Below are 21,989 nucleotides of genomic sequence, written 5' to 3'. Positions count from 1 at the left end.
TTGAGTCACGATCAGCTCCTCGAGCGGCGAACAACGAAAATTTCAAGCGCAGTTCGAAAGCAAGACGGTGAATCAAACGACAGTTTATCTTTTCGATTTCATGCGATTGGCGCTTCATTCATGTGCGATCAACCGGACGCCCTCATGCGCGGACCACCGCACGAGAGAGACATCGAGGCTATCGCGCGTGAGCAGCGTCGCGAAACGCCGACGACTATCCGTCAGTACGTGTCAATTGAATGGCGCGACCAAACTGCGTTCGCAAAAAACTTTACGTCGATCGCGCTCGAACGAACAGCCAATGGAGTGCATCTTGTTCAGAGCAGCGCGTCGAAATCGAAAAAGAGGCTGGTCTGTCAGCTTCACGTCAGGCAGTGCCTCGAAGATCGACACAGAACCGCTCGCAATAGTGTCAAACCTCTAGTCTTCGCGGTCCTCTTGCAACGTGTTCTTCAACGGGAATTTCGATGACGATCTGAGTTCCCGGACTCGCCTTGCTCTCGAGCAGCAAGCGCCCGTTGAGCGATGAGGTGACGAGATTGAACGCGATGTGCAGTCCCAGACCGGCATTGCCTTTCTCGCGACTTGTCGTGACGAAGGGATCGAAGATGTGCGCCTGCAGGTGGTCAGGGATTCCGACGCCTTCATCAGCGCAGACAAGGCGGACTGATCTCGGATTCGGTTGGTTTACCGTGATCACGAACCGGCCGCCTCTCTTGTCAGGATACGCATGCGCTGCAGTGTTGAGGGCGAGATTGCTGATCACCTGAGCAAGCGCTCCGGGATAGCTGTTGAGCTTGATTCCCGCCGGGCAGTGTACCTCCACGGTCAGGGCATGATGCGACAGCAATGGCCCGAGCCGGGACATCAACTCCGATAGCCAATCCCTGAGCTCGAAACTGCGCCGGTCCTCATCGGCTTGATGGACCGCGACCTGCCTGAAGCTGTGCACCATTTCGGATGCGCGGTGCAGATTTTCGAAGGTCAGGTTGAGCCCCTGCTTGAGCCGGTCGATGCCCTTGGTTAGATCGGACCGCCGGACCGATGCTCCGCCCAATGCATCACTCATCGTTTGCAGGTCATCCTGCATGGCCGTCGACGTCGTCAAGGCGAGGCCGAGCGGGGTGCTGACCTCGTGAGCGACACCTGCCACCAATTGCCCGAGCGAGGCGAGCTTTTCCGCCTGCACGAGATGCTCCTGGGTCGCGCGCAGATCGCGCAACGATTTCTCGGAGCGTTCCTTTTCCTGTTGCAGCGCCTCGGATGTCCGGAACTGCTTTCGCGCCCGGTACTCGCGCGCAGCCACCGCGTAGAGCGACAATGCGTAGGCGTTGCCGACGAGAGAATGGTTGATGAAGCTCAGGCCGGTCGGCATTGTCGACGCGAATGTCTCGGCGACCAGCAACGCCACCCACGACAGCAGGCAGAAGATCGCCAGCGAGCCGATCCGCAAGGGCAGCATGGTCGAGACGAACAGTATGATCATCATCATGCCGGGCGCGGCAAAGGTGAAGCCCGAGGGAAGCACGAGATAGATGCTCGGCAAAATGCAGCCCGGGATGACGCAATAGATGAGAAAGATCGTCTCCGCCCATGGCTTCATCCGGCGCCGCGACAGCAGCGCCGTCAGCGGGAGCAGGATGACCACGGCGGTTCCACCGCGGATTGCGAGCGTGGTCGGCACGACTTCGGGGTAGAGCACCCAATCCCAGAGCGTGTAGCTGGCATAGGTGGCGGCGCCAAGCAGCATCGCGATCTGCGTCCATCCGAGACTGCCCCGGACATATTGGTCGACAAACCGGCGTTCCTCGATGCGGTCTTCGAAGCGCAGTCCGAGGCGTATCAATAAGGCAAGCATCCAAACTCAATCGCGAAAAGTCATGTCTGGTGTATCTACGACAGGTTTGGCGCCGCGTCGCGGATAAAGATGCCGCGTCCACCGAAGGGGCCTCAAGCCGCGTTCAGATGCCCAGCGTCAGCTGCGGCTCCGACTCGCCGGCGGGGTGGAGCGACGACAACGAGACCCCAAGCAGCCTGACGCGCTTGGGCAGCGGCATCTCGGCTTCGAGCAGGCCGCAGGCCAGCCGCTCCAGATCGTCGCGTCCGGCAACGGACGCCGCGACGGATCGGCTGCGCGTGATGATCTCGAAATCGGCGAACTTGATCTTCAGGGTGACGGTGCGGCCGCGATTGCCCGTCGCCTCGCAATGCCGCCAGACCTTGTCGACGAGCGGCCTTAGCTCGGCGGCAAGCGCGTCGAACGCATCGAGGTCGGTCGAGAACGTGTTCTCCGCGCCGACGGATTTGCGGATCCGGTCGGCGCGGACCGGCCGCTCGTCGACGCCGCGCGATATCCAATAATAATACGCGCCTGACTTGCCGAAATTCGCGTTCATGAACTCCAGGGATTGGTTGCGGATGTCCCGGCCGGTGAACAGGCCGAGCGCGTTCATCTTCGCAGCCGTCGCCGGACCGATGCCGTGGAATTTGCCGACCGGCAGCGGCTCGACGAAGGCCGGCCCCATCTCCGGCGAGATCACGAACTGGCCGTTGGGCTTGCGATGATCGGACGCGAGCTTGGCCAGGAACTTGTTGTAGGAGATACCCGCCGACGCGGTGAGGCCGGTCTCCGCCTTGATCTTCGCGCGGATCTCGAGCGCGATGTCCCGCGCCAGCGGGATGCCTTGCAGGTTCTCCGTCACGTCGAGATAGGCTTCGTCGAGCGACAGCGGCTCGATGACGGGCGTGTGCTCGGCAAAGATGTCGCGGATTTGTCTGGAGATCGCCTTGTAGACCTCGAAGCGCGGCCTGACGAAGATCAGATCGGGACATTGCCGCTTCGCCGTCACCGACGGCATGGCCGAGCGGACGCCGAACTTGCGGGCCTCGTAGCTCGCAGCCGCAACGACGCCGCGTTCCGCGGAGCCGCCGACCGCCACAGGCTTGCCGCGCAGCTCCGGATTGTCACGCTGCTCCACAGAGGCATAGAACGCATCCATGTCGATATGGATGATCTTGCGGACAGGCGAGGGCTCGCCGGTCGTCGGGTCGGATTCGCTCATGGAAAGATGATACAATCGCGTGGGGAGATGCGCGAGCTGAGGGATGCTTCCGTCGATCCGGCGGCTGAATTGAGCTGCACAATCGCGGCAGGGTCAAAAGCTATCTCAGGCTCGTGACGAGAGGCGCTCGTCAGTTCCGTTCAGTCGAGATGGCTTCGGCTCGGCCGCGATCGCTTGGGAGAGGCAGAGGCTCCTACTTGCCCCGGATGAACTCAAGGAGCTGGCTTGAGGCTCCGTCGCCAACGCGCTGCGCACCTGCGACCGTGAGGTGATTGACGTCCCAATAGAGCCAGAGGCCGTCCATGGCGGTCGGACACTCGGCTTCTCCGCACAAATAGCGTTCTGGATAGAGCAGAAAGACCTGGTTCGGGTAGCGGCTCCGGATCTCCTCGAGCATGGCGTGGAATTCGCGATTGTCGGCCTGCACGCGATCGAGGGGCACGGCAGGACAGGGCTTGCTTGGTGCGTGCCAGAGGGGTCCCGGTGCGAAGCGGGACATTGGGCTGCGGCAGCCCGGCTCGACTCCGGGCGCTATGATCAGGATGCGCCGTCCGCTGCCGCCCAGCTCATGGATCGTGTTCTCGATGCCGGCCCGCCAGACCTGCAGGGCCGGTGCATCGACCTCCGGCGTGAGCTCGTTGCGGAGCGCATCGCCGTAGGTCATCCAGGATTGACTGAGCACGATTGGAGCCTGGTTCTGCCTGATCGCGGCGAGGTAGGTATCGCGCTGGCGTTTGCAGTCCTGCGAGCCGTCGAACGCTGTTCGCACGAGGCCGACGAGCAACGGACAACCTTCGGCCGTATAGGCCTCTCCCCGGACGGCGGCGCGCTTTGCCGCCGGGTCCAGCGCTGCGACATAATGCTCGGCGAAGGAGTCGCCGAGCACTTGCACGCCAACGGGGTCGCTCAATGAACCGAAGGCACATTTCGATTGTGCGCTCTTGGCGCACGGCCAGAAGCCGAATCGCTGCAGATCGGCGACCTCGCGGGCCTGTGCCGGGAGCCGCCATGGCCAGCCATCTTGGCGGTTGGCCACAAATGCAACAATCGCGAGCGCGACGATCGTCGCGGCGGCGGGGCCGGCGACTCGCAGCAGTGACGAGCGACCCGCGCGATAAGGCTGTTCGATCAGCCGATACATCAGCGCAGCCAGCGCCATCGCGAGGACGACGATCAGCACTTTCACCGCGACCGACTTGGCGTCATCGCCCAGGATGTAGTTTGCGTAGACGATCAGGGGCCAGTGCACGAGGTAGAGCGAGTAGGACACCAGCCCGATCCCCGCACTCAGCGGATTGGTCAGGACAGGCGAAAGGACGTGACGCTCGCCCGCCAAGATCACGCAGGCTGCACCCAGGCATGGGATGAGGGCCGTCGCGCCAGGGAAGGAGGTCGCACTGTCGAAGCTGACGACCGCGTAAGCGATCAAAGCGAATCCGGCGGCAGCCAACAGCGAGCGCGCTCCGGCCGGGAAGGTCAGCCTCTGCTCAGCAAAGATGACCAGCGCTCCGATCGCAAATTCGAAGGCGCGACAGGTCGGCAGGTAGAAAGCACCCGAGCTGTCGGTTGCGAGTGTCGCTTGCGCGACGCCGAGCGAAAGAATTGCGATGCCAAGGATGAGCAAAGGCAGTGCGCGACCGAGCAATCGGCGCCCCAGCAGAATGAACACGGGCCAAAACAGATAGAATTGCTCCTCGACGGCCAGCGACCAGAAGTGAAGCACGGGGCTAGGATCGGTCGAGTTGGCGAAATAGGCGTGGCTGCCGCGCCAGAAGTAGAAATTCGAGACCGATACCAGCGTAGCCACGGCGTCTTGAGTCAGGCCCTTGAAAAGCTCCCGGAGAGAACCAGAGGCCACCGACGGCCAAGATGCCGATGATGGTGACGATCGCTGCGGGAAAGAGGCGCCGGATGCGGCGCTCGTAAAATCGCTGGAGCGAAAATTCGCCGCGATCTGCCTCGCTGAGAATGATCCGAGAGATCAGATAGCCGGACACGACGAAAAACAGGTCGACGCCAACGAAGCCGCCGCCGAACGGCGGAACGTCCAAATGATAGAGGAATACGCTCAAGACGGCGATCGCCCGGAGCCCGTCAATGTCGCGTCGATGGGATAACTTTGTAACCAATTGCTGAATCCACTGGCGGCGGTTCGTCCGACTGCGGATCCGCGCGCGCCCGCTTGCCTTTAGCGCGCCCGCATGCGTTCCTCAACCGCAGGACGGGCCGAATTCTCCCCCAATCGGGCTCGCCCCGGTCAGGCCGTCTCCGTCAACGTCGGCAACCCATCCGACGCTGCTGCGAGAAGACGCAGGACTTTGCCATGGCGCTCAGCGCATCGCTTCTCGTCGCACGGCCGCGGCTGCGCCAGGCATCGAGTCGGATTGGCTCATGGAAAGATGTTACAATCGGATGATGAGAAGGGCGAGGTGACGGATGCTTCAGTTGTTGGTCTTCGTGGCGGGCGTCGTCGGCACCGGCTGGTTGATCGGAGCGACCAATCCCCCCGGTGAATGGTATGCCGGCCTTGCCAAGCCGAGCTTCGTCCCGCCGAACTGGGCGTTCCCGATCGCCTGGACCATCCTTTACGTTCTGATCGCTGTTGCGGGATGGCGGACCTTTCGCCGTGAGCCCAGGGGCAAGGCGATGCTGGCCTGGGCGGCGCAAATGGCGCTCAACTTCATTTGGTCTCCGGTCATGTTCACGATGCACCAGATCGGCGCCGCGCTCGTCATTCTCGTCGGCCTGTTCATCGCGATCGTGACCTACATCGGTCTCGAGCTGTCACGCGACAGGCTCGCCGCCGGATTGTTCGTGCCCTACGCAGCCTGGGTCGCGTTCGCCGGTGTGCTCAATGCGGCGATCTGGCGCTTGAATTGAGGCGCTGGGTCTCGACCGATTCAAAAAACAATCTCAGGCTTGTGAGTGGCAAGCATGGGCACGCGACCCAATATGAGCCCGCGGAGGACAGCCCATGCAATACAGCTCCGAGCTCATTCACACCATGCGTCAAGCGCTGGAGACCGTGATGGCGAGTGTGCCGGCCCATCAATCGGTGTTCGGCCTGAAAGCGGCCGTCGCCGAATGCATCCTGAAGGCCGCCGCACACGGCCACACGTCATACGATGGATTGGTGACGGCAGCGTCCGACCAGCTCCAGGCGATCATCGCGTTGCTGACGTGAGGGCCGGCCTCGTGCTCGTCTTCACGGTTCGGGTGCTGCGGGTCAGTGGGTGAGAGGCGCTGCTTCCTGCGCGCGGAGCTCTCGTCCAGTGCGCTGCCCAGCGCCGGGGTCATCATCGCGAGCAGCTCCGGATTGTGCCCGGGGAATATCGAACGCCCGGACAAATCTTACGCAATGCCGCCAATGATGAGATCGAAAGATCTTTCGTGCGTCGCTTTCGAGTAGTTTATCGCCCGGTGTAGCCGCCGTTAATGTAGACAGTCTGGCCCGTGACCCAATGCGATGCTGGCGACGCAAGGAACCGAATCAGCGGAACGACGTCGGAGACCGCGCCGAGGCGCCCCGCTACAGAAAGACGCGTCGCGTAGGCGATGGCGGCCGCGTCCTCGGGCGCCCGATAGAAGGGTGTATCTATTGGGCCGGGCGCAACGGCATTGACCGTGACACCGCGAGCCCCGAGTTCGCGCGCCATGGAGCGCGTGAACTGTTCGAGAGCTGCTTTCGATCCCTGATATAACGCATAGTTGGGAAGGTAGCCGTCGATCAGCGACGAGCATGCATTAATGATTCGCCCACCGTCCGGAAGATGACGGCTCACCTCCTTCATTATGAAAAAGCTCGCCTTGGCGTTCACTCCGAACACGTCGTCGTATTCGGCCTCGCTGATTTCGGCCACCGGCTTCTTGACCATGCGACCGGCGTTGTTGATCAGTATGTCGATGCGACCGAATTCGCGCAGCGTCGCCTCCACGAGGCGCGAGTGCGTCGGCATGTCGTGGAGTTCGCCTTCGATAGTGGCGGCACGAGCACCCTGTGCGCGGACAAGGTGCGCTGCAGTCTCGGCATCAGCTCGATCGCCCGCGTCATGATAGTGGATCATGATGCTCGCACCGTCCGCTGCGAGTCCTGCTGCATATGCGCGGCCGAGATTGCGCGGCCCTCCGGTGATCAGCGCGACTTTTCCCGCGAGAACACGGGTCGGGTCTCCCGACTGATTCGTTTGGGCGTCTGTTCGACCGACTGCAGCCGCCGTAGCCGCCGCCGCGGTGATGCCAAGTGTCATCGAACGACGCGATAGCCAAATGTTTTCGTTTTGAGTCATGGTTATCCTGCGCCTCCGCTTCAGCATGTCAGCAGGCCGTCGTTCACAAAAACGGCTTGGCTCTCCGGTCACGCGAACCTAGAGGCATGAGGCCGCTGCGCGGCAGGTCGATTCTTGCTGTCTTTTGCTTCAGCGCGCGCGGATATCAGACGGCAACAGACCTGTCCGGGCACGGAACTGACGACGAAAATGATTGATGTTCGAATAGCCGAGGTCGGCGGCGATCGCTTCAACGCTATCGGGCGTGTTCCGAAGGCGTTGGCGCGCGTGCTCTAGGCGGCGGCTCGACACATATTGATGCGGCGCAGATCCGGTGGCGGCCTTGAACGCCCTGGCAAAGTGAAACGGACTTAGTGCCGCAACTTCGGCCAGCCGCGCGAGCGTCAGATCCGTGGCGGTGTGTGCTTCTACAAAATCCAGCACTCTGCGCAGGCGCCGAGTATCCAGCGAGCCTTTTGAGCGCTCGATCGCCCGCCCTCCGAATTTTCCGCACAAGACAATCGCGTAGAGGGTCCGCACCAATGAATCGCGTTCGACGTCGTTCAAATGATGCCTCCCGCGCGCGGCTGCGCGGAAACGGTCAACGATCGCCCATGCGTGAAAGTGCTCCCAGCCATGAATATCGGCAAGATCGGCATGGCCCTCAGCACCAAGTTCCTCGGCAATTTGCCTCCGCAGCGAGCCATCCGCTGAAATTTCTACCACTTCAGCGGGCGAAGTTGTTCGCACCCATTTGACCGGTTCTCCGCCGGTCAGACCGATTGTTCCGGCAGGCGCATCGCGAGCGACCGTGCGTCCATTCGCCAGCATTACAGCGGCGTTCTTCTGGCCGTTAAACCCCACCGCGATCGCTCCAGGCAGCGCGAGCGATGCATCACCTGCGTCCGCCGCGGGCGGCAGACGGAGGTGCGCAACGCGCACGCTCCCCCATGTGAACCGGGCTATGTCGATGCGATTGAACATCCGACGTGAGATTTGGGGGACGGTGTACGTCGCATCAAGCCCGGTATCTCGCCGCCAATCGGTAACATTCGTCGCTCCGGGAGAGAGGCTCCGGCGGGCAGAACTGGCTCACGCGAGCCGAGGCCGTTGCATCGAAGACGTGATCGAAAAGGCTCTGGTGAATGTGGGGCGGTTCGGTAGCGCGAGCGACATTCCGCTGCTTCGCGCTTGGTCACTCTATCCTGATCTGGGGTGTGCTTCGCGATACAGGCCATCAGGGAGATTGATGAAGCGACCGGCCGGATGAAGCTGCCTGCCGAGGGCTAGTTGAGGTAGGGCTAGTTGAGGTAGCGCGCCGCATCGAGGGAGCTGCGCGTCAATCGGTGACAATATCGCGCAAATCACAAAGTGGCGCACCCGACACGATTCGAACGTGTGACCTTTGCCTTCGGAGGGCAACGCTCTATCCAGCTGAGCTACGGGTGCTAGTCGAGGTTCATTTAGCCGATTGGCGCGGGGCGGGCAACCGCTTCTCGATGGAAGCGCGCTTCAGGCCGATTTGCGCTTGACGGGGTCCGGAACCGGCTTGCCGCCGAGGGCGGCGAATTCGGCCAAAACCCGTTCGGCGCAGATGACGCGGTTGCGGCCGAGGCGTTTGGCGACATAGAGCGCCTCGTCGGCGGCGCCGAGCAGCCGGTCCGGGCTGCCGTCGGTACTACCAGGAATATGGCTGGCGACGCCGACGCTGAGGGTGACGTGGTCGCCGGCGCCCATTGCGCCATGGGCGATCGCCAAGGCCATCACGGCGCAGCGGATCGCCTCGGCCACCATGCAGGCGCTGTCGCAATCCATGTCGGGGAGGATCAGCGCAAACTCCTCGCCGCCATAGCGGCTGGCGAGGTCGAGCGGGCGCACTGCGTGCCGGTTGACGACAGAAGCGACCGCGCGCAGGCACTCGTCGCCGCTCTGATGGCCGTGCTGGTCGTTGAACAGCTTGAAATGATCGACGTCGACGAACAGCAGCGCCAGCGGCTTCTGCGTGCGCTGGGCGCGGGCCCATTCGCCGAGCAGCATCTGGTCGAAGGCGCGGCGGTTCGCGAGGCCAGTGAGCCCGTCCTTGGTCGCGAGCTCCTTCAGCGCCATCTCGGCGCGCTTCTGGTCGGTGAGGTCGCGCAGAGTCTCCACCACCGCGATCAGGTTGCCGGCCTCGTCGTGGATCGGGCCGGCGTCGATGGCGAGATAGAGCTGGCTGCCGAGCTTGGGCATCACGCACCAGTTCTCCGCGGAGAAGCCGAGCCCGTTGTGGCCGCGCGCGGCATATTCCGAATAATACTCCGGCAACTGCTCGGGCCGGTCGAGCGCGACGAGGTCGGCAAGGCAGGGGCGCTTCGTCTCGTAGAATGCCTGCCAGTGCTTGCTGGTGCCGATCACTTCGGCGGCCCCGACGCCGGTCAGCCGCTCGCAGGCTCTGTTCCAGATCACGACGCGGCGCTTCGGGTCAATCACGAAGGTCGGCACCACGAGGTGCTGCATCAGCCGGACGGCGTAGGAATCGGCGACATCGAGCGCCTTGCGCGACTTCGGCATCAGGCCACCGCAGCCACGGGCAAGCCATCGGAGGGACCGAACAGCTTGCGTACCTCGCTGGCCGGCTTCGGTGCACTGAACAGATAGCCCTGCATCTGCGTGCAGCCGAGCGCGCGCAGCATGTCGCGCTGCGCCTCGGTCTCGACGCCCTCGGCGACCGTGGTCATGCTGCTGGCGGCCGCGATGTTCACCACCGCCTGCACGATGATGGGCGAGCCGCTCGCCTCGGCGATGTCGACGACGAAGCAGCGGTCGATCTTGATCTTGTCGAACGGGAAGCGCTTCAGATAGCTCAGCGAGGAATAGCCGGTGCCGAAATCGTCGAGCGCGATGCGCACGCCGATCGACCGCAACTGGTGCAGGATCGAGAGCGCCGCCTCGTCGTCGCGGATCAGCACGGCCTCGGTGATCTCGAGCTCGAGCCGGCGCGGGTCGAGGCCGGAGGCGGCGAGCGCGCCCGCGATTCGCAGCGCCAGCGTGTCGCATTTGAGCTGCACGGGCGAGACGTTGACCGCGAGGCGCACATGCGCCGGCCAGGTCGCGGCCTCACTGCAGGCGGTGCGCAGCACCCAGTCGCCGAGCTCGGTGATGAGGCCGGTGTCCTCGGCGACCGGAATGAACTCCGCCGGCGACACCATGCCGCGCTGGGGATGGCGCCAGCGCAGCAGCGCCTCGCAGCCGGAGACTTCACCCGAGCGCAGGTCGACCAGCGGCTGATAGTGAATCTCGAAGCCGCCGTTGACGAGGGCCTGGCGTAAATCCTGCTCCATGCTGAGGCGTGCCTTGGCGCAGGCATCCATTGCGGGCTCGAAGAAGCGGTGGGTGCGCCGCCCCTCGGCCTTGGCCCCGTACATCGCGAGGTCGGCGTTCTTGACCAGCTGATCGAGATCGGCGCCGTCCTGGGGCGCCAGCGCGATGCCGATGCTGGCATCGGTGGAGAGCTGATGGCCGAGGCAATGATAGGGCTGCCGGATCGCCTGGTAGATCCGCTTCACGAAGGACAGCACGTCGGCGGAAGACCCGATGTCGGTCTGGATCACGGCGAATTCGTCGCCCCCGAGCCGCGCGATCAAATCGCCCTGCTTGAGACAGCCGCGCAGACGGCCGCCTATCGCCTTCAACAGCTCGTCGCCGACGTGATGACCGAGCGAATCGTTGATGCCCTTGAACTCGTCGACGTCGATGTAGAGCAGCGCAAACTGCCCGCCTTCGGCCACCTTCTCCAGCTCGCATTCGATCTGCTCGCGGAACAGGGCCCGGTTCGGCAGGTCGGTCAGCGCGTCGTAATGCGCCATATGCGCGATCTTCTCGTGATCGCGCCGCCGCTCCGTGACGTCCTCGACGACATTGATGATGTAGCGCGGCTCGCCCGACCTGTCGCGGATTCCGATCCGGGTGGACGTGATGTAGCGCCGCCCGATGCTTGGCGTGGTCCACACGTGCTCGTCCAGGAACAACCCGTCCGGCGATTGCAGCAGCTTGTCGTCGTCCCGGGTGATGATCCCGGCGGTTTCTGCCGGATAGAGATCGAACGCGGTCTTGCCGACGATCGTCTTGCTGGTTTCGCCGAGTTGTTGCTCGGCCACCTGGTTGGCCAGCAGGTAGCGCCGCGTGCGGGCATCCTTCACGGTGATCCGTGACGGGATATGGTCGATGATCTCGCGCAGGAAGGTGTAGTTGCGGTCGCGCTCCTGCTCCAGATTGCGCTGCTCGGTGATGTCCTCGATCGTGGCGACCCAGCCGCCCTGCGCGAGCGGCGTGTTGATGACCTGGAAGGCGCGGCCGTTGGCCAGCTGATGCGTTCTCGTCGAGACCGTGCCTTCGGCGAGGACCCTCATGACGTCGGCGCAAAACGCTTCGACATCGCCATCGAATGCGCCGCGCTCCTTGCGATGATACATCGCCTCGCGGATGTGGCAGCCGGGCTTGATGACGTCGTGGGACAGGCCGAACATGTCGGCGTAGCGGCGGTTGCAGGTGACGATGGTGCCGCCCGCGTCGTACAGGATCAGCCCTTGCGACATGTTGTTGAGGGCGGTGTCGAGCCGCAGCCGCTCCGCTTCGATGCGCTGCTGGGCTTCGCGGTTCTGCCGGTTGATCTGGCGGATGATCAGATAGAGGATCAGCGCGATCACGCTGGCCGCGACGCCTGCCGTGGCCACCATGAAGCCGGTTTGCTGCCGCCAGTCCGCAAGTGCCGCTGCCGTGGTGTTGGTGGCGATGATAACCAGCGGGAAATGCGTCAGCGACGCAGCCGAGCCGAGCCGCTCCTCACCGGTGACGGGGCTCCTGCCGCGGAGCGTCTGCTGACCGCCTTCGGCCAGCACTTTCTGCATCAGCGGCCCGTCCTTGAAGTTCCGCCCGATCAGCTCCTCGGCGTGCGGATAGCGCGCCAGCATCTTGCCCTCGCGATCGAACAGCGAGATGGCCGTGCCGTCGGCGAGCGCGACCGAAGCAAAATATTGCTGATAGCTGCTCGGGTCGATCCGCCGCACCATGGCGCCGAGGAATGTGCCGTCCGCGCCGCGCAGCCGGCGTGCGACGACCGTGGTCCATTTGCCGATGATGAGGCTGCGGACCGATTCCAGGATGACCGGCTCGGCCGCCGGGTTGAACTTGAACGACTGGAAATAGCCGCGCGAGGAGATGTTGATCTTGGGCAGCGGCTGGGCCCGCGACCAGTTGATCAGATCGCCCTCGGCATCGTAGATCGCGATGTCGCCGAGATACGACACGGAGCTGATCTTGCTGCGCAGCATCTGGTTTGGCGCAGGCCCGGACATGCGCTCGCGGAACATCGCAGGCGAGGTGATCTCCGCCAGGTTCATCTGTCCGATCAGGTCGGCGGCGACGACGTCGGAATCCTCGAATTGCTGATCGAAATGCCGCGCGATCAGCTTCACCGTGTTTTCGAGCTCACGCTCGCGGTTGGCGAGGGTCCGCTCGCGGAATTCGCCGACCGCCATGGCCGTGACGATGAAAATGCCCGCGACCAGAAATACGCCGCACAAGGTCAGCCACAGGACAGGACCGCGGCGCGCCAAGGCCTCCCAGCCGTTCCCCGCGGCTAGAGACATTCCGGCTGCTACCTTGGCAAAGACCTGGCGCATTCCCCCTCCCTGGAAGAACAGGAATACACCGCACAAATGGCGCAAACCTTAGGAAAACCAGTTACCTGAGCGTTAATCCGGTTGCGTGATGGCGCCGATATGTAGCCGCGCTTGTATCGCGCCGGTTGTGCGGCGCCGCCGCAAACGCGGCGCTGCATCATGAATCATCGGTTAATGCGAGGCGCCAGCGGTCTTCTTGCCGCCGCCATGGCGCAGCCGTCCGACCACGCCGGTCGGGAAGAAATAGACGCTGGCGATGAATAGCAGCCCGAGCCACAGCAGCCAGCGGTCGGGATGCAACAGCCCCGGCAGCAGTGGCAGCCCGGCTTCGCCCGCCGCCTTGGAGGCGACGCCCATCAGCGACTGCAGATAGTTCTGGGCGAGGATGAAGATGGTGGCGCCGATGATCGCGCCGTAGATCGTGCCCATGCCGCCGATCACCACCATCAGCAGGATGTCGAGCATGATGGAGAAGCTCAGCGAGGTGTCGGGACCTGCATAGCGCAGCCACAGCGCATTCAGGATGCCGGCGCTGGCTGCGACGAGAGCGGCGAGGCAGTTGGCGTAGGTGAGGTGGAACACGGTGCGGAAGCCGAGCGCCTCGGCCCGGAAACGATTTTCGCGGATCGCCTGGAGCACGCGCCCGAACGGCGAGTTCACGACGCGCAGCAGCGCGAGGATCATCAGGGCCGAGATCGCGAACACCAGGTAGAAGGTCAGGATGCGGCCGTTGATCTCGAAGCCGAACAGGTTCTTGGAGATCAGCACCGTGCCGGGGCGCAGCAGCTCCGGCAGCTGGAAGCTGCGCCCGTCCTCACCACCGGTCAGCCAGGACAGCTGCGAGGCCAGCACCTGGAAGGCCGAGGCGACCGCGAGCGTGATCATGGCGAAGAAGATCGCCGCGACCCGCAGCGAGAACAGCCCGATGGCGAGCGCAAGCAGGGCTGCGAGCGGCAGGCCGGCGACGATGCCGGTGGCGACCGCGGCCCAGTTCGGACCCATGCCGTACAGCGCGATCGCGATCGCGTAGCTGCCGATGCCGTAGAACATGGTGTGGGCGAACGACACCGAGCCGGTATAGCCGAGCAGGAGATCGTAGGAGGCGACGAGGGCTGCGAAGATGCAGATCTTGGCCGCGACGTTCAGTGCCTTGGCGCCCGGGAACAGGAATGGCGTTGCCGCCAGCGCCAGGATGATGACGACGAGAACGAGCGTCAGGACGCGGCTGCGCGGCGGATCGCCTGAGAGGATCATCATCGGCTGGTCACCGCATAGAGGCCGCGCGGCCGCCACATCAGAATGGCGACCATCAGCAGGATGTTGGAGACGAGGGCGAGCTTCGGCACCAGGAAGCCGCCGTAATTGGCGACCATGGCGACGAGGATGGCGCCGATGAAGCAGCCGCCGATCGATCCCAACCCGCCGATGATGACGACGATGAAGATCAGGACGGTGAGGTCGTCACTCATGGAGGCGTGCACCTGCTCGCGGTAAAGCGCCCACATCACGCCGCCGAGGCCGGCCAGCGCCGATCCGGTCATGAACACGCCGAGGAACAGGCGGCGGATGCGGTAGCCGAGCGCCTCCACCATCTCGCGGTTCTCGACGCCGGCGCGGATCAGGAGGCCGAGCTTGGTGCGGTTGAGCACGAGCTGGATCGCGATGAAGACGGAAAGCCCGATCAGCATCGCCAGCACGCGGTACTTGGCGATCGCGACGTCGCCGATGATGAAGGAGCCGCGCAGCGAGGCCGGCAGCGGCATCGGGATGATCTGCGGTCCCCACAGCGCATAGAGCGTCTGCTCGGCGACGATCAGGCCGCCGGTGGTCATCAGGATCTGCTTCAGGTGCTGGCCGTAGACGGGAAGGATGAGCACGCGCTCGACGACGAGGCCGAGCGCACCCGACACCGCCATTGAGAGCAGCGCGGCTGGCCCCAGCACCGCGAGGTTCATCCAGAGCGAATCGGCCTGGATGGACGCCGCGAACGGCGCCAGCACCAGGGTCGCGACATAGGCGCCGACGGCGATGAAGGCGCCGTGGCCGAAATTGAGCACGTCCATCAGGCCGAACACCAGCGTTAGCCCTGAGGCCATGATGAAGATCATCATGCCCATGGCGAGGCTTGCGACGGTCAGGGTCAGCCAGGACGAGGTCGATCCGATCAGCGGGATCATCAGCAGCGCGAGCGCGAGCGGCAGCAGGATCGGCGCGAGATCGCGCTTCGGCTTCGGCAGCGGATCGGTTGCGGCAAGGTCTGTCACTGATGCGCCTCCAGGCTCAGGCCGAGCAGCCGCTCCTGCAGCGGCACGTCGGCGGCGAGTGCCGCCATCTCGCCGCGATGAACGATGGTGCCGTTGTCCATCACCAGCACGTTGTCGCCGAGCTCGCGGGCGGCAAAGAAATTCTGCTCGACCATCAGGATCGTGGCGCCCTTGCGCTTGATCTCCTTCAGGCACTCGATCAGCGCCATCACGATGGCGGGCGCGAGGCCCTTGGTCGGCTCGTCGATCAGGAGCAGCTTGCGCGGCTCGACGATCGCGCGCGCAATCGACAGCATCTGCTTCTGCCCGCCCGACAGGCTTCCCGCGCGCGACAGCCAGAAGCGGCGCAGCGCCGGGAAGAAGCCGAAGATCCAATCCAGCTGCTTGTCGTCGAGCGGCGCGTCGCGCGCCGCCAGCACCAGGTTCTCCTTCACCGTGAGATCGGAGAACACGGCCATGCTCTCCGGCACGTAGCCGACGCCGAGCCGCGCGATGTCGGGCGTCGCAAGGCTCTCGATGCGCTGGCCTGCCAGGGTGATCTCGCCTTTCGAGGCCTGCCACAGGCCCATGATGGTCCGCAGCGTCGTGGTCTTGCCGGCGCCGTTGCGGCCGAGCAGCATCGTGACCTGTCCTTCCGCAACGGCGAGATCGATGCCCTGCAGGATGTGATAGCGCCCGATATGGGTGTGCACGCCGGAAAGCTTGAGGAGATCGCTCATGCTGCGCTCCCTGCAGCGCTTTTGGGCGCGACGCCGAGATAGGCTTCCTGCACGATCGGCGAGGCGATCACCTCGGCGGGTGCGCCGTCCGCCACCAGCTGCCCGTTATGCAGCACGATGATGCGGTCGGCGAGCGAGCGCACCACATCCATCTTGTGCTCGACCAGGAGGATGATCTTGCTCCTGTCCTGCTTGAGCTGCGCGATCAGGTTCAGGACGATCGGCACCTCGTCGATGCTCATGCCGGCGGTCGGTTCGTCGAACATGAAGACTTTTGGCTCGAGCGCGATCATCAGCGCGACCTCGAGCTTGCGCTGGTCGCCATGCGACAACGCGGTCGCAGTGACGCCGCGGCGATTGCCGAGCGCGACCTGGTCGAGGATGGCGTCGGCGCGCGCGATCAGGTCACGGCGCACCATCCAGGGCCGCAGCATGTCGTAATGCGTGCCCGCTGCCGCCTGCACTGCGAGGCGGACATTCTCTTCCACTGAGAGGTTCGGGAAGAGATTGGTGAGCTGGAAAGCACGTCCGAGACCCGCACGGGTGCGCATTGGTGCGGAATGCTCGGTGATGTCGGCGCCGTCGAACACGATGCTGCCGCCGGATGCCCGCAGCTGGCCCGAGATCAGATTGAAATAGGTGGTCTTGCCAGCGCCGTTCGGCCCGACGATGGCGGTCAGCTCGCCCGGGCGAAACGTGCAGGAGACATTGTTGACCGCGACATGGCCGCCGAAGCGGATGGTGAGGTCGCGGGTTTCGAGGGTGAGCGGCATGGAGAGTCTGGCAAATGATGAAACGAGATAGATCCGCAGGTCACGCTGCGCTCCCTCCCCCGCTTGCGGGGGAGGGTCGGGGAGAGGGCTGTCTCCGCAGGCGAGAACCCCCAAGAGGAAGGTGTCCTCTCCCGGCCTCTCCGCATCCGCCTTCGCCAAGGCTTCGGCGGACAAGAGCGGGAGAGGTGAAGCAAGAAAGCTTACCGCTTGTTCTTGATCGGAACGGTCATGTCCTCGATCTTCAGCTCGCGCACCGGCTCGAGCACGGCCCAGGCGACGTTCGGATCGACCTTGACCTTGAAGTGATACATGCTCTGCAGCGCCTGATGGTCCTCTTTCCGGAACACCATCTTGCCCTTGGGCGTGTCAAACTCCAGGCCCTCCATGGCGCTGATCAGCTTCTCGGTGTCGGTCGACTTCGCCTTGGTGACGGCGGCGACGACGGACATCGCAGCCGCAAAGCCGCCCGCGGTGAAGAAGTCCGGCGGCGCGTTGAAGCGCTTCTGATGCTCGGCGACGAGCCAGTCGTTCACCGGGTTCTTCGGGATCTCATAGAAGTAGTAGGTCGCGCCTTCCATGCCGGGCAGACCCTTATAGGCGGCGAGCGCCGGCAGGATGTTGCCGCCGGTGGAGAGCTCGATGCCGTAGCGCTTCGGGTCCATGTCCTGGAGCTTGGCCAGCGGATTGCCGGCGCCGGCCCAGATCACCCAGATCACCTTGCGGCCCGGCTTGTCCTTCAGCGCGTCGAACAGGCGCTGGCCGACCGCGGTGAAGTCGGTGGTCGAAGTCGGGGCATATTCTTCGGCCGCGAGCGTCGCGCCGGTCTTGGCGAGCGCCTCCTTGAACGCGGCGACGCCGTCGCGGCCGAAGGCGTAGTCCTGCGCCAGCGTCGCCACGGTGACGCCCTGCTTGCCGATCGCGACCGCGTTGGAGATCGCGTCCTGCGAGGAGTTGCGCGCCGTGCGGAAGATGTAGCGATTCCATTTCTCGCCGGTAATCTGGTCCGCGACCGCGGGCTCGACGATCAGGATCTTCTTGTTCTCCTCGGCGACGGGAAGAATGGCGAGCGCCGCGGCCGACGAGGTCGTGCCGATCGCGATATCGACCTTGTCATCCTGATAGGCCTCCGAGAGCGCGGCCTTGGCGAGGTCCGGCTTGCCCTGGTCGTCCTTGGTGATGATGACGATCTTGCGGCCGTCGAGCGTCATGCTGCCCTTGGTGGCGTATTCGAATCCCATCTTCAGGCCGGTCTCGGTCTGCTTGGCGTAGGCCTCGAGCGGACCGGTCTTGCCGTAGATCAGCGCGATCTTGAGATCGTCGGCGAGCGCGGAGGTGCCCGCGCCGAGCGCGAGGATGGTTGTTGTTATGATGAGTGATCGACGCACGATGGTCCCTCCTGATGTAAAGTTTCTGCCAACAGCGATTTGCACAACGTCACGAACATTGCAATTGATCCTTCCGGCGGCGTGCGCCGGCGCGAGAGCATGCATCATTTTTGAGCCTGGCTCGCATTGCGCGCCGCGCCGGCCTCGACCTGGCGCCAGTCCGACTGCGCTTCCTCCGCGCTCTCGAAGATGTGCGGCGCGACGCCGCGCTTCTCCAGGGCTTCGCCGAGCTTGATGCGCAGGAAACCCGACGTGGTGTAGCGCGACACGCCGGAATAGAAGCGGTCGACGAGGCTGCGCACCATGGCCGAATAATCGTCCATCAGTTCCGGCAGGATAGAAAAATTGTCATAATTGACGATGGCGTAGACGCGGCGTCCGAGCGGCGCCAGGCGGGCCTCGACGATGGCGGCGATGGTGTCGATCTCCGCCTTGCTGCGCAGCGGATAGCGCTCGAGATTGACGAAGAACAGGTTCTGCTGCTCGTCCAGCGTGAAGCGCTGGTCGAGCGGGATGGTGAGCAGGCGCTCGCGCAGATCCATCAGGCCGTCGCCGAAGATGCGCGCGTCCATCAGGGCGGGGTCGCGCGGGATCAGCGGCTTGAAGTCCATCAGGCGCAGGATGTCGCGCTCGATGTCGATGCCGGGCGCGACCTCGACGAGCTCGAGCCCGTCCTCCCGGAGCTCGAACACGCAGCGCTCGGTGACGTAAAGGGTGCGTTGCTTGCGTGCGGCGGCAAACGGGCCGCTGAAGGTGACGTGCTCGACATTCTCGACGAATTTGCGCGACGTGGCCTCGTCCAGGATGACGAGCTTGCCGTCCTTTACCGCGATGCGTTGCTTGCCCGCACCGAACGTGCCGACGAAGATCACTTCCTTGGCGTTCTGGCTGATGTTGATGAAGCCGCCAGCGCCTGCGAGCTTCGGCCCGAACTTGCTGACATTGAGGTTGCCGGCGCGGTCGACCTGGGCAAGCCCAAGGAAGGCGGCGTCCAAACCGCCGCCGTCGTAGAAGTCGAACTGGTACGGCTGGTCGATCACCGCCTGCGTGTTGATCGCCGCGCCGAAATCGATGCCGCTCGCCGGGATGCCGCCGATCACGCCCGGCTCCGCCGTCAGCGTGATGAGGTCGATGATCCGCTCTTCATTGGCGACCGAGGCGATCCCCTCGGGCATGCCGATGCCGAGATTGACGACGCTGTTGGCCTTCAGCTCCAGCGCCGCGCGCCGGGCGATGATCTTGCGCTCGCTGATCGGCATCACCGGCAGCGAGGCGGCGCGGACCCGGATCTCGCTCGAGAAAGCCGGATTGTATTGCGTGCCGAAAGTCTGCCAGTGGTTCTCGGGCCTCGACACCACGACACAGTCGACGAGGATGCCGGGAATCCTCACTTGACGCGGATTGAGGCTGCCGGCCTCGGCGACGCGCTCGACCTGGGCGATGACGATGCCGCCGGAATTATGCGCCGCCATGGCGATGGCAAGCGCCTCCAGCGTCAGGGCCTCCTTCTCCATGGTGAGATTGCCGTCGGGATCGCCGGTGGTGGCGCGGATGATCCCGACATCGATCGGGAAGGTCTTGTAGAGCAGGCACTCCTCGCCGCGCAGCGTGATCAGCTCCACCAGGTCCTCGGTGGTGCGTGCGTTCAGCTTGCCGCCGCCGTGCCGGGGATCGACGAAGGTGCCCATGCCGACGCGGGTGATGTGGCCGGGCCGGTGCGCGGCGATGTCGCGGAACAGATGGGTGATGACCCCCTGCGGCAGGTTATAGGCCTCGATCTGGTTCGCGATCGCGAGCTGCTGCAGTTTCAGCACAAGGCCCCAATGCCCGCCGATCACGCGCCGCACCAGGCCTTCATGTCCGAAATGATTGAGGCCGCGCTGCTTGCCGTCGCCCTGACCGGCCGCATAGACCAGCGTCAGATTGCGCGGCTTGCCTTGCGTATAGGGCGCATCGCCCTCCTGGGACAGATAGAGCTCCTCCAGTGCGATGGCGATCTCCTCGGCAAAGCCGATGCCGACGAAGCCGCCGGTCGCCACCGTGTCGCCGTCGCGGATCAGCATGACGGCTTCATTCGCCGAGACGACCTTGCCCTTCTCGGAATTGCGCAAGTAAGGCAGAGCTGGATGATGGCTCACGGCGTTCCTCCCGCTCCCTGGACCGTAGCCTTGTTGTGCTTGATCTTATCGCGAAGCGCTGCCCCGGAACAGGTTGCTCCTCGCGAAGGAAAGACGGCAAAGCGGAGAGCAAGGTCCGCGCCAGATCCCGCAACCTCGCGCAAAACCGCTGAAATCTGCGGCAATTGCCTGCAATTCGCCTCGGAAGAGCAGCCGGGTGCGGTGACCGGAATCCGAGACTCCGGACAGTCCGGTGTCTCGAAACTCAGACGGGTGCCGATCCCGAGGTGAGGCCGAACTTGGCGAGCTTCTTGTAGAAGGTCGCGCGCGAGATCCGCAGCATCCTGGCGGCCTCGGTGATCTGGCCGTTGCTGGCGGCGAGCGCCTGCTCGAGCGTCTGCTTCTCGAACTCGGCCTCGGCCTCGGCATAGGGCACCACCAATCCGGCCGGGCGCTCGGCCGGTGCAAGCCTGACCTCGGTGCCGATGGGGAGAATGCGGGCGACATCCTCGCCGGTGAGCCGCCCGGAATCGCTGAGGATCAGCGCGCGCTCGAGGATGTTGCGGAGCTCGCGGACATTGCCCGGCCAATCGTAACGGGCGAGCGCAGCGAGCGCGCTCGGCGTGATCTTCGCCTTGACGTAATCGCCGGACGCGCTGATGTCGTCGAGCAGCCGGGCGCAGATATCGGGGAGATCGTCGAGGCAGTGGCGCAGCGGCGGCAGGTCGACTGAAAGCACGTTGAGCCGGTAGTAGAGATCGGCGCGAAATGCGCCGTCGCTGACACGCTTGCGCAGGTCCACATTGGTCGCGGCGATGACGCGGACGTCGACCCTGGTGATCTTGTCCGAGCCGAGCGGCTCGATCTCGCGCTCCTGCAGCACGCGCAGCAGCTTGGCCTGCAATTGCAGCGGCATCTCGCCGATCTCGTCGAGGAACAGCGTGCCGCCGTCGGCAATGCGGAACTTGCCCTCGCGTCCCCGTCGGTCAGCGCCGGTATAGGCCCCCGGCGCAGTGCCGAAGAACTCCGATTCGATCAGGGTCTCGGGGATGGCGGCGACGTTGACGCTGACGAACGGCTTATCGGCGCGCGAGGAGGCGTTGTGGATCGCCTGTGCCAGCATCTCCTTGCCCGTCCCGGTTTCGCCGGTGAGCAGGACGGTGACGCTCTGCCGCGCGGCGCGGCTGGCGATCTCCTTGGCGCGCGCGATCGCCGGCGTCGTGCCGACGAAATCGGCGAAGGTGAAGCGCGCCGCGCGGGCGTTGGACAATTGCCGCCGAGCCAGCCGCAGATCGCTCTCGAGCTGGGCGACGCGGGCGAGCAGGGGCTTCAGGCTTTCGAGATGATCATAGAGCACGAAGCCGATCGCGCCGATCACCGTCCCGTTCTCGTCCTCGATCAGCATGCGGGTGACGACGAGCTGTTCGCCGCCGAGCTCCATGATGTCGAGCAGGATCGGCTCGCCGGTCTCGGCCACCTTCCGCATCAGGCTGTTCGGGATGACCTCCTCGATCGACCGGCCGATCGCCTCGCTGGCATGGTCGAGACCGAGCGCGGCAAGATATTTCTCGTTGACGTAGACGACGCGCCCGCCGCGATCGATCGCAATCGCGCCCTCGCAGAGCTTCTCCAGCCGCTCGAACAGCGTTTCCATCGCGCGCGCACGGAGATAGGCGGGATCGCTGATCGAGGAGGCGGCGGCAGGCATGAGATACCTCGGGGAGGTCCGCCCCGTGTATTAGCA

At 64.2% G+C, this 21,989-nt stretch carries 17 protein-coding genes and 1 tRNA gene; 2 read left to right on the top strand and 16 right to left on the bottom strand.

Annotation, left to right across the window (positions count from 1 at the left end; all coding sequences use genetic code 11):
* Positions 1-412 precede the first annotated feature (412 nt).
* From I6F20_RS33695 to I6F20_RS38070, 4 genes are all read right to left on the bottom strand, one after another.
* Positions 413-1,750 (bottom strand): sensor histidine kinase, encoded by a 1,338-nt coding sequence (locus tag I6F20_RS33695; RefSeq protein WP_346277082.1) that lies wholly within the window; start codon positions 1,748-1,750, stop codon positions 413-415.
* A gap of 211 nt (positions 1,751-1,961) precedes the next feature.
* Positions 1,962-3,062 (bottom strand): DNA polymerase IV, encoded by a 1,101-nt coding sequence (dinB, locus tag I6F20_RS33690; protein WP_225130170.1) that lies wholly within the window; start codon positions 3,060-3,062, stop codon positions 1,962-1,964.
* A gap of 193 nt (positions 3,063-3,255) precedes the next feature.
* A complete protein-coding gene (locus I6F20_RS38075; protein ID WP_225130298.1) occupies positions 3,256-4,785 on the bottom strand; it encodes an acyltransferase family protein in 1,530 nt (509 codons plus the stop codon).
* 4 nt (positions 4,786-4,789) lie between these two features.
* On the bottom strand, positions 4,790-5,191 hold the full coding sequence (locus tag I6F20_RS38070) for an acyltransferase family protein (protein ID WP_225130168.1): 402 nt from the start codon (positions 5,189-5,191) through the stop codon (positions 4,790-4,792).
* Positions 5,192-5,498: 307 nt separating this feature from the next.
* Here I6F20_RS38070 and I6F20_RS33675 point away from each other — a divergent pair, with 307 nt between their 5' ends.
* A complete protein-coding gene (locus tag I6F20_RS33675) occupies positions 5,499-5,942 on the top strand; it encodes a TspO/MBR family protein (RefSeq protein WP_036024016.1) in 444 nt (147 codons plus the stop codon).
* Positions 5,943-6,036: 94 nt separating this feature from the next.
* Positions 6,037-6,246 (top strand): hypothetical protein, encoded by a 210-nt coding sequence (locus I6F20_RS33670; RefSeq protein WP_225130166.1) that lies wholly within the window; start codon positions 6,037-6,039, stop codon positions 6,244-6,246.
* Between the two features lie 226 nt (positions 6,247-6,472).
* Here I6F20_RS33670 and I6F20_RS33665 read toward each other — a convergent pair whose 3' ends face one another.
* From I6F20_RS33665 to I6F20_RS33610, 12 genes are all read right to left on the bottom strand, one after another.
* Positions 6,473-7,348 (bottom strand): SDR family oxidoreductase, encoded by an 876-nt coding sequence (locus I6F20_RS33665; RefSeq protein ID WP_225130163.1) that lies wholly within the window; start codon positions 7,346-7,348, stop codon positions 6,473-6,475.
* Positions 7,349-7,477: 129 nt separating this feature from the next.
* A complete protein-coding gene (locus I6F20_RS33660) occupies positions 7,478-8,311 on the bottom strand; it encodes a helix-turn-helix domain-containing protein (RefSeq protein ID WP_225130162.1) in 834 nt (277 codons plus the stop codon).
* A gap of 388 nt (positions 8,312-8,699) precedes the next feature.
* Positions 8,700-8,776, bottom strand: a tRNA-Arg gene (locus tag I6F20_RS33655).
* A 63-nt stretch (positions 8,777-8,839) separates the two neighbouring features.
* Positions 8,840-9,877 carry a sensor domain-containing diguanylate cyclase gene (locus tag I6F20_RS33650; RefSeq protein ID WP_057025902.1) on the bottom strand — a complete coding sequence of 346 codons (1,038 nt, stop codon included), beginning with the start codon at positions 9,875-9,877 and terminating at the stop codon, positions 8,840-8,842.
* Positions 9,877-12,987 carry a bifunctional diguanylate cyclase/phosphodiesterase gene (locus tag I6F20_RS33645; protein WP_225130160.1) on the bottom strand — a complete coding sequence of 1,037 codons (3,111 nt, stop codon included), beginning with the start codon at positions 12,985-12,987 and terminating at the stop codon, positions 9,877-9,879. The genes I6F20_RS33650 and I6F20_RS33645 overlap by 1 nt, the downstream gene beginning before the upstream one ends.
* A gap of 171 nt (positions 12,988-13,158) precedes the next feature.
* Complete coding sequence (locus I6F20_RS33640) at positions 13,159-14,244, bottom strand: branched-chain amino acid ABC transporter permease (protein WP_225130158.1); 1,086 nt, start codon at positions 14,242-14,244, stop codon at positions 13,159-13,161.
* Positions 14,241-15,251, bottom strand: a complete 1,011-nt coding sequence (locus I6F20_RS33635) for a branched-chain amino acid ABC transporter permease (RefSeq protein WP_036002397.1) — start codon at positions 15,249-15,251, stop codon at positions 14,241-14,243. The genes I6F20_RS33640 and I6F20_RS33635 overlap by 4 nt, the downstream gene beginning before the upstream one ends.
* The gene (locus I6F20_RS33630) at positions 15,248-15,970 is read right to left on the bottom strand and encodes an ABC transporter ATP-binding protein (protein WP_036038610.1); all 723 of its coding nucleotides are present in this window, start codon (positions 15,968-15,970) and stop codon (positions 15,248-15,250) included. The genes I6F20_RS33635 and I6F20_RS33630 overlap by 4 nt, the downstream gene beginning before the upstream one ends.
* Positions 15,967-16,743, bottom strand: a complete 777-nt coding sequence (locus tag I6F20_RS33625; protein ID WP_225130156.1) for an ABC transporter ATP-binding protein — start codon at positions 16,741-16,743, stop codon at positions 15,967-15,969. The genes I6F20_RS33630 and I6F20_RS33625 overlap by 4 nt, the downstream gene beginning before the upstream one ends.
* Positions 16,744-16,943: 200 nt before the next feature.
* The gene (locus tag I6F20_RS33620; protein ID WP_225130154.1) at positions 16,944-18,128 is read right to left on the bottom strand and encodes a substrate-binding domain-containing protein; all 1,185 of its coding nucleotides are present in this window, start codon (positions 18,126-18,128) and stop codon (positions 16,944-16,946) included.
* A gap of 104 nt (positions 18,129-18,232) precedes the next feature.
* Positions 18,233-20,266 (bottom strand): acyl CoA:acetate/3-ketoacid CoA transferase, encoded by a 2,034-nt coding sequence (locus tag I6F20_RS33615; RefSeq protein WP_225130153.1) that lies wholly within the window; start codon positions 20,264-20,266, stop codon positions 18,233-18,235.
* A gap of 244 nt (positions 20,267-20,510) precedes the next feature.
* Positions 20,511-21,953 (bottom strand): sigma-54 interaction domain-containing protein, encoded by a 1,443-nt coding sequence (locus I6F20_RS33610; RefSeq protein WP_225130151.1) that lies wholly within the window; start codon positions 21,951-21,953, stop codon positions 20,511-20,513.
* Positions 21,954-21,989: the final 36 nt, after the last annotated feature.

The sequence above is a fragment of the Bradyrhizobium sp. IC3123 genome (genome assembly GCF_020193625.1).
GTDB lineage: Bacteria > Pseudomonadota > Alphaproteobacteria > Rhizobiales > Xanthobacteraceae > Bradyrhizobium > Bradyrhizobium yuanmingense.
Note: the sequence above shows the minus strand (reverse complement) of the source record. Positions and strands in the feature narration are given on the sequence as shown.